Annotated in this window: 5 protein-coding genes and 2 pseudogenes; 4 read left to right on the top strand and 3 right to left on the bottom strand. The window is 39.0% G+C overall.

The features are described from left to right. The 4 genes and pseudogenes from HT699_RS02925 to HT699_RS02910 form a co-directional block, all read left to right on the top strand. The coding region (locus tag HT699_RS02925) for a choline-binding protein A (RefSeq protein WP_240149876.1) at nt 1-159 on the top strand (159 nt) is incomplete at its 5' end. Between the two features lie 216 nt (nt 160-375). Beyond that, nucleotides 376-693 (top strand): annotated as a pseudogene (locus tag HT699_RS02920) (ATP-binding cassette domain-containing protein); the annotation flags it as partial. A 184-nt stretch (nt 694-877) separates the two neighbouring features. After that, on the top strand, nt 878-1,252 hold the full coding sequence (locus HT699_RS02915) for a CidA/LrgA family protein (protein ID WP_000781328.1): 375 nt from the start codon (nt 878-880) through the stop codon (nt 1,250-1,252). Beyond that, nucleotides 1,249-1,944: an LrgB family protein gene (locus tag HT699_RS02910; protein WP_001288943.1), complete on the top strand. Its 696-nt coding sequence runs from the start codon at nt 1,249-1,251 to the stop codon at nt 1,942-1,944. Before HT699_RS02915 ends, HT699_RS02910 begins: the two co-directional genes overlap by 4 nt. A 144-nt stretch (nt 1,945-2,088) precedes the next feature. Here the strand turns inward: HT699_RS02910 and HT699_RS11645 are convergent. The 3 genes and pseudogenes from HT699_RS11645 to HT699_RS02900 all read right to left on the bottom strand — a co-directional run. Further along, a pseudogene (locus HT699_RS11645) lies at nt 2,089-2,238 on the bottom strand (IS630 family transposase); the annotation flags it as partial. 532 nt (nt 2,239-2,770) lie between these two features. Then, nucleotides 2,771-3,970 carry an ABC transporter permease gene (locus HT699_RS02905; protein ID WP_001245378.1) on the bottom strand — a complete coding sequence of 400 codons (1,200 nt, stop codon included), beginning with the start codon at nt 3,968-3,970 and terminating at the stop codon, nt 2,771-2,773. Then, a complete protein-coding gene (locus HT699_RS02900) occupies nt 3,967-4,860 on the bottom strand; it encodes an ABC transporter ATP-binding protein (protein ID WP_000895292.1) in 894 nt (297 codons plus the stop codon). The genes HT699_RS02905 and HT699_RS02900 overlap by 4 nt, the downstream gene beginning before the upstream one ends. Between the last annotated feature and the right edge of the window lie 149 nt (nt 4,861-5,009).

The raw sequence follows: 5,009 nt of genomic DNA, 5'->3' as shown, positions 1-5,009 counted from the left end.
ACTAAGCAACTATATTACCTAAAAGACTCAGGTGCTATGTTAACAGGCTGGGTGAAAGATAGCAGATCTTGGTATTACCTTGCTTCAACTGGTAAGATGCTTCACAACACCTATACACCTGGTGGTTACTGTGTAGATACCGGTGGCGCTTGGAAATAATCTAAAGTATACATTTTATTCCTTCAGCTATTAGTGTACATGCTCAGACTAAATGTTATCAGAGCTACAAAAAAACTAGATAATAATACGAAAAGCGAATCGAAACAATGAATTCTGTTTTGTTCGCTTTTTGTTTCAATCTGTGTCATTACGATATTTTCATTTAATTGTATATCCCCCAAAAATTTACATTTTTATATGAAGTATTTTAGATAAAAGCAAACGCTAAATCATATCCTCAAAAAAACAGGTTTAGAACATTTGAAAAATCGAACGCTCAGCAATGATAGTCTGTCTGGTGGCGAGAAACAACGCCTAGAAATCGCCCGCGCCCTCTACCATGATAGCCAACTCATCTTAGCAGACGAGATTAAGGCCAATCTTGACTCGGAAAATAGCAGAAAAATTAGCGACTTGCTCTTCTCCCTACCTCAAACAGTCATAGAAGCCATTCACCACTACACAGAAGAGGACTTAAAAAAAGAGGACTTAAAAAACTACGACCAAGTCGTTCACTTAAGCAAAGAAAAGTAATATTCTTCGAAAATCGCTTCAAACTATGTCAGTTTGACCTACAACCCCAACACTTTACTTTGAGTAACATGCAGCTGACTTCCTAGTTTGTTCTTTAATTTTCATTATCCCTTGTTCATTTCCTTGAAATTTTCTGAAAAAAGAGTAAACTGGTATTCAAGAAGTCTATTTCGTGGAGTTTAGGATGAAATTATATGTTCAATTAATGATTCTCTTTGTGATTTCTCTAATCGGAGAGGGGATTTCCAGTTTCTTTCATTTGCCCATCCCAGGCAGTATTATCGGCTTGATTATTCTCTTTCTATCCCTACAATTCAAATGGTTGAGAACTAGGCATGTCAACATGGTGGGGAATTTCTTGCTGGCCAATATGACCATTCTCTTTTTGCCGCCAGCAGTAGGAATCATGGAAAAGTTTGATGTGATTGCTCCCTATCTCCTACCCATTGTTTTGATTGTCTTTTTTGCAGCAGTTGTCAATATTATCCTCATAGCCTTGGTAGTTCAGTTTATCAAACGACGGTTTGAGGGAGATTATGAGAAAGGAGATGCCAAATGAGTGAATTTGTTTCCAATCCCCTATTTGGGCTTGCCCTGTCTATCCTAGCTTATCTAGTGGGGATGTTGATTTACAGACGTTTTCCTCATCCATTGACAACGCCCCTGCTTTTGTCGGCTATTTTTATCATTATTTTTCTTAAGGTGACGGGTATTTCTTATCAAGATTACTACCAAGGTGGGGTTTATCTGAACAACTTGATTGTCCCGTCGACAGTGGCTTTGGGGATTCCGCTTTACAAGAGTTTTCATTTGATGAAGCACCATGCTCGGAGTATTCTCTTTGGTAGTCTGCTAGCAGTAGTTGTCAATACCTCTTTCACAGCCCTTGTGGCCAAAATCTTTGGTATGGACTTTTTCCTAGCCATTTCTCTCTTTCCCAAGTCAGTAACAACCGCCATGGCAGTGGGAATCACAGAAAAATTGCAAGGTCTGACGACCGTGACCTTGGTGGTAGTCGTGGCAACTGGGATTTTAACCAGTGTCATCGGACCAACCCTTTTGAAGTGGTTGAAAATTGACGACCCAGTAGCTGTTGGTCTTTCCCTTGGAGGAACAGGCCATGCAGTTGGAACAGGAACAGCCTTCCGATACGGCTCTGTAGCAGGAGCCATGGGTGGTTTGGCTATCGGTGTCACTGGTATTCTCTATGTCTTTGTCAGCCCCATCGTAGCTAGTTTGATATTGAGTTAATACTCTTCGAAAATCTCTTCAAACCGCGTCAACGTCCATCTGCAACCTCAAAACAGTATTTTGANNTTTCATTGAGTATAAAAAGCAAGGAATTCGAGCAATCTCATTATGGTAGTGACATGGGGGTCTAACTTCTCATATTTATACATTTCTCCAATCAGTTAGTTGATTACAACCGAGATTTTCTATACTCTCCTTATAAGATTTTCGCATAAGATGAGACAGCACACGCTGAAGACGTCTATGTTATTTAGATTTAATGCAATCTTTTCAAAGAGTTTTGATAATCTATATTTCTTATTTAGTTTAGTTGATTTCATATCACTATACTATAATGCTTATCCAAATGATGACACTATCAAAACACCCTATTATTGGATGCTTACGAAACAGATTTTTATACTCTTCAAACCACGTCAGCTTGTCCTTAGTGTGTATACGTTACTGACTTGGTCTGATTTTCATTGAATATTAACGATACTTTATCACATAAAGAGGCTGGATGAAAAGTCTTCACAATCAAAAAACGCATCCTATCAAGTTGAGTCCTGATAGGATGCGTTTTTATATTATTGAAATTTTGTTACAGACCGATAAGAGTTCTATCATAATCAATAAATAAAGTGATGGGAAATAAGAATTGCACACCCTGGTTTTGGAATTCAAATCAATTTATAAGAATGTTTTAGAAGCAATATTATCTTATTCCAGATTCAGTTCACTATACAATTGAGTTCTCAAGCAACCTGTTTACATAATGTGTACATAATTAGGTTCGTGATTCCACCCTTTTCACCTTTAAAAACCTCGCTTTCGCAAGGCTCTTCTATTTATAAGATAAGGCACGTTTAAAGGTTTTCCAAATCCCTAAATCATCCGTTTGAAGAACGAGACTAGCATACATGCGTCCGATAAATCCTGTTGCTACCACCGCAAAAATCACTGTAATAGCAAGTGAAATCCATGCTTCTGCTCCCCCCGCATAGCCATTAATCGTTCGAAACGGCATAAAGAAGGTCGAAATAAAGGGAATATAAGAACCAATCTTCAAGAGGAGATTGTCACCAGCTGCACCTAGAGCTGTCACTCCAAAAAAACTACCCATAATCAAAATCATCAAAGGCGACAAGGCTTTCCCTGAGTCCTCAGGACGAGAAACCATAGATCCTAGGAAGGCTGCCAAGACTACATACATGAAAAGACTGATCAAAATAAAGAGCAAGGTATTCAGTGAGATAGCATCTCCCAAGTGATCCAAAATACCAGACTGAGCCAAGAATGGCAAATCTTTAAAGAGCAAAACGGCAGCCAGACCACCTACAACATAGATCCCAATATGCGTTAAAATCACTAGAAACAGAGCCATCATCCGCGCATAGAAATAGTGACTTGCCCTTATGCTAGAAAAAACGACTTCCATAATTTTGGTGCCTTTTTCACTGGCAACTTCCTGAGCTGTTACACCCGCATAGGTAATCAGAATCATATAAAGAAAGAATCCTAAGGCACCTGCTGCAATTGTTTGAATAAACTTTTTATTTTCCTTGGCTTCATCAATCTTTTCTGTGAATTGAATTGTCTGCGCTAAGCGTTTTTCCTGCTCTTGAGACAAGGAAGCAGTTGAACGATTAAGCTGATTTTGCAGTTCATTGAGTGTACCTGTAACCTCAAATTTAATTCCATTTTCAAGCGATGTTTCGCCATGATAAACTGCCTTTAGAACACTATCTTCTTGATCAATGGTCAAATAACCTTTTAATTTTTCTTCTTTAATTGCTTCTTTGGCACTTGCTTCGTCTTTATAGTCGAAGTTAACACCATTTACATTCTTCAGTCCTTCTGCTACAGATGGCACTGTTGTCACTACTGCCACTTTATTATTTTTAGCCATAGAAGAACCTTGGATATGCCCAATTCCTACAGAGATTCCTAAAAAGAGGAACGGCGAAATCACCATAAAGAAGAAACTCCATGACTTGACATGTCGAAGATAGGTTTCCTTGATTACAACCCACATATTTCTCATACTTCCACTCCTGATTCTAGTTTAAAGATTTCATCGATAGTTGGCGCTTGTTGGTCAAATGTTGCGATATATTGACCTTGAGTCAAGATTGGGAAGAGTTCCCTTCCAGCGCTCTCATCCTCCAAAATCAATTTCCAACTGCCTTGTTTGGTCAAGCTCACCTGTTTGACATGAGGAAGATTTTCCAATTCTTCCTTGCTTCGTTCACTTGAAACAAAGAGACGCGTTTTCCCGTATTGATTGCGGACATCCTGAACTGGTCCGTGCAAGACCACACGGCCATCTCGGATCATCAGAATATCGTCACAAAGTTCCTCAACATTGGTCATGACATGGTCAGAAAAGATAATGGTTGCTCCGCGCTCTTTTTCCTGAAAAATGACTTGTTTGAGCAATTCTGTATTAACTGGGTCCAATCCACTAAAAGGCTCATCCAAGATAATCAGGTCTGGTTCATGAATCAGAGTAATAATGAGCTGAATCTTCTGCTGATTTCCTTTTGACAGACTCTTGATTTTATCTGTCAGCTTTCCTTTCACTTCCAACCTCTTCATCCATTGAGGGAGTTTTTCTTTGACTTCTTTGGCATCCATGCCTTTTAGAGTCGCCAAGTAGCGAACTTGTTCAAGAACTGTCAATTTAGGCATGAGACTGCGTTCTTCAGGCAGATAACCAATCCGAGCATAGGTCTCCTGACGAATATCCTGACCATCCAGACCGATTTCTCCCTGATATTCTAGGAATTTCAAAATACTATGGAAAATCGTTGTTTTTCCAGCACCATTTTTTCCGACTAGTCCCAAAATACGACCTGGTCGCGCTTGAAAGTCAATACCAAACAAAACTTGCTTGGATCCAAAACTTTTCTCTAGACTTCTTACTTCTAGCATCTTTCACCTCCGAAATTTCTTGCACTCATTATACTCCTTTTTGATAGCCTTTACAATGTTTTTTGTCCATTTTTAGAAGACTATTGCTGTGTAAAATATGGCCTGGAGCACTTTTATACTCAATGAAAAGCAAAGAGCAAACTAGGAAG

The sequence above is a fragment of the Streptococcus sp. 1055 genome, assembly GCF_013276815.1.
GTDB lineage: Bacteria > Bacillota > Bacilli > Lactobacillales > Streptococcaceae > Streptococcus > Streptococcus pseudopneumoniae.
This window is presented reverse-complemented; position numbering and strand designations above follow the sequence as displayed.